Here is a 3,317-nt window from a genome sequence, read left to right as displayed (position 1 = left end):
TCGTTCAGCTTTTTTCACGATAGCGCGCAATGGCTTCAATCCGATTGCTCGCTTCGAGTTTATCAAGAATCGTGGAGATGTAATTGCGCACTGTCCCTGTTGTGATGAACAGCTCTTTGGCGATTTCTTTCGTGCTGCGCCCTTCCGTGATCAACTCCATCACTTGCCGCTCGCGTTCAGTGAGTGGATTGCTGCCCGCATACGCGAGGTCGACGAGTTCCGGTGCATAAATCCGCCGGCCGTCCATAATGGTGCGAATCGATGTCCCCAGCTCTTCGCTCGGGCTGTCTTTCAAGAGATAGCCACTGACACCCGCTTTTCGTGCCCGTTCGAAATAACCTGAACGCGCGAAAGTCGTCAGGATAATGGTTTTACACGGGTGGTCTTTCAGGGCTTCTGCCGCGTCCAAACCACTCTTGACCGGCATTTCAATATCCATGATGCAAACGTCGGGGTTCAGCTCCTCGACTAAGCGGATCGCCTCCTCCCCATTCGACGCCATGCCGACCACTTCCAAATCGTCTTCCAGATCTAGTAACGACCCGAGCGCGCCAAGCATCATGCGCTGGTCTTCTGCCAGTACAATTCGAATCATGAATTTCTCGCCTCCATATCTTGATAAAGAATGACATTCGGCACCCGGATATTCAAAGTTGTGCCGTCCATTACTTCAATATCGACTTGCCCATTGACAAAGTCCAGGCGCTCACGCATTCCCGCAAGCCCATTCCCTTGAACAAGTGGATTGCCTTCTGGAAAGCCGACGCCATCGTCTTGCACTTGCACGAGGATTTCATTCGGCGTCTGCTTGATCAGCACCGTACAGCGGGACGCTGCACTATGTTTCACAACATTGGTGACCGCTTCCTTCAAGCACATGCTCAGCACATGCTCCATTAACAGCGGCGTGTTGTTGAGTTTGGCATTGCCGTAAAAGACGAAATCGATATCCGCGGCACGGAGAATCTGTTGGATGCGCAATAATTCGTCTTCAAGTTTCGTACCGCGCATATCCGTCACCAGTTCCCTCACTTCCTTCAAGGCGGTGCGTGCAGTTTGGCGGACATCCTGGATTTCAGCTGCGGCACGTTCCGGGTCTTTACTCAATAGTTTCCCCGCCAAGTCACTTTTCAAGCCGATTAATGACAATTTCTGGCCGAGTGTATCGTGGAGATCGCGCGCTATCCGTTCGCGCTCCTCGATCAGTACGAGCTGCGATATTCGCTTATTGGCATCTTCGAGCGCTCCTTCAAGCTTTTCACGCTTGTGCCGGTTATACGTATTGAATGGCAATAAGATAACACCGAGAACACTTAAAATGATGAACGGCAATTGCGTGATATACAGATTGAAATCGGCCAATAAGCCGTAGATGATCGCGGCGAGCGTTGTTCCAATATGCAAGCCGTAAATGATGAAAAAGCCGACTTTGCTGCGGATATTGCCGATAAAGAACGCCAAAAAAATCGCCAGGTATACATAGCCGAATAGAAAGATCATCGCGACATTGATGATCATCTCGACGCTTACCCATAAGTACACAAGAAACGAATGCGAACTGAACGACAAGCGGTAAGCGATGAAAAACGCCACCAGCAGGATGATGCCTGCTGCGATTTCAGTTGGGGAAGATGAACGGAAAATGAAAAAGAACGGCAAAATGCAAAAGATCGTCCATGCATAAATGCTCAACCACGTATTGCGGGGGAAAATTTGATACCAGTTTTGCATAACTGCCTCCTAAAGTTTCTTTGCTACCATCATACCAAAGCTCATGGACAAAGAGAAAACCTGCGCAGTTTACCAGTTACAAACAAGCTTTTCCGCAAAGAAAAAACTGTTCTTGCCTCTAGGAGGAGGCAAGAACAGTTCCACTTTATTGCTGTGCGGTCCGGGATTCACCAAGCAAATGCTTGATGGCACCGAATGTAACAAATCTCTTGTTTTCTTCATCGTACACTTTGTACTTCAAGGATTGAAAGCTTGTCTTCAAGTTGACCGTCGTCGCTTTTTGCAATGGCGGCGTGGAAACATGCGCTTTTTCCAAGTTGTAGTTCGGAACGCGCGGGCTCAAGTGATGGACATGGTGGAAACCGATGTTGCCAGTCACCCATTGCAGCACTTTCGGCAATTCGTAATACGAGCTGCCTTCGATTGCCGCTTTCACGTAATCCCATTCGCTTTCGTCCTCGAAATAAGAATCTTCGAACGTGTGCTGGATGTAGAACAACCAAATGCCAAGTGCCCCAGCTGTAAACATGATTGTGCCTTGGATCAGCACGAATGCCTGCCAGCCGATCGCCAAGATCATGATTGTGTAAAGGACCACTAGTGAAGCATTGATTAAGTACGTGTTGTTGCGTTCTTTCTTCCGTGCATCTTTACGGTTGAAGCGGCTTGAAATCAAGACCAGGAATAACGGCCCTAACCCAAACATTACGAGAGGGTTACGGTACATACGGTACTTGAAGCGTTCCCATTTGGAAGCTTCTACATACTCGTCGATTGTCATGACCCAGATATCGCCGACTCCGCGCTTGTCGAGGTTGCCGCTCGACGCGTGGTGGATGGCGTGCTCGCGTTTCCATTTTTCATAAGCGAAAAGTGTCAATATGCCGGTAATCGTTCCGACGATTGCGTTCGCTTTTTTATTTTTGAAGAACGATCCGTGTGTGCAGTCATGGAAAATGATGAACATACGGACGACAAATCCAGCTGCGATAACGGAAATCCCTACTGTCAGCCAAACGGAAACATCCAGTGCGAGATAAGCTAAAAACCAAAGAATGAAAAATGGGGGTATCGTGTTAATCATTTGTTGAACACTTGCTTTAACATCTGCTTTTTCGAAAGGGGCGACAAACTTACGTAATTGCGCTGTCTTTTCTTTGCTCATATCTTGTCTTCCTCCTAGAATGGGCGTCGTGCCCATCGGTGTACTTGTTAACCATCATATTACGCTCCTACCCCCTTCTTCATAAGACATAAACGTCTGTTTCTGAGTATGACACCTGTCATGGTTTTTGCTTTTCCATAACTTTCTAAAATCAAGAAAAACGTGTATACTGAATTATATGCAGAATAATCTGAATAGAGGTGAACACTATGACAGGACTGGTAGCTGTCATCATGATCTTTTCCATTCCCCTCGTCGCTATCTGGACGGACTATTTGACCAAAAAGAAAAAAATGCATCAACGTGCTTTGGAGACGGAAGTGGAACTCGAAAAGCTCAAGCATGACAATTACGTCATCGAAACACAGAAGCTGCGGCTGGAACTCGAGCAGATGAAACTCGACGATGCCCTGAAGCACCA

The 3,317-nt window shown here is 47.6% G+C and carries 4 protein-coding genes; 1 reads left to right on the top strand and 3 read right to left on the bottom strand.

The window, feature by feature from the left end; genetic code table 11:
- Positions 1 to 4: 4 nt before the first annotated feature.
- The 3 genes from ON064_RS17735 to desA all read right to left on the bottom strand — a co-directional run bounded on the left by ON064_RS17735 (position 5) and on the right by desA (position 2,896).
- The gene (locus ON064_RS17735) at positions 5 to 595 is read right to left on the bottom strand and encodes a response regulator transcription factor (protein WP_058381863.1); all 591 of its coding nucleotides are present in this window, start codon (positions 593 to 595) and stop codon (positions 5 to 7) included.
- Positions 592 to 1,731: a sensor histidine kinase gene (locus ON064_RS17730; protein WP_121300896.1), complete on the bottom strand. Its 1,140-nt coding sequence runs from the start codon at positions 1,729 to 1,731 to the stop codon at positions 592 to 594. The genes ON064_RS17735 and ON064_RS17730 overlap by 4 nt, the downstream gene beginning before the upstream one ends.
- Before the next feature lie 145 nt (positions 1,732 to 1,876).
- Entirely contained in the window at positions 1,877 to 2,896 is a 1,020-nt protein-coding gene (gene desA / locus ON064_RS17725) for a Delta(5) desaturase DesA (RefSeq protein WP_121300895.1), read from the bottom strand.
- Positions 2,897 to 3,105: 209 nt separating this feature from the next.
- On the opposite strand from desA, the gene ON064_RS17720 reads away from it, so the two are divergent.
- On the top strand, positions 3,106 to 3,317 hold a 212-nt coding region (locus ON064_RS17720), incomplete at its 3' end, for a hypothetical protein (RefSeq protein ID WP_274625805.1).

Source organism: Planococcus sp. A6 (assembly GCF_028823615.1).
Classification (GTDB): Bacteria; Bacillota; Bacilli; order Bacillales_A; family Planococcaceae; genus Planococcus.
The sequence above is the reverse complement of the archived record's forward strand: the minus strand, read 5'-3'. Positions and strand labels throughout refer to the sequence as shown.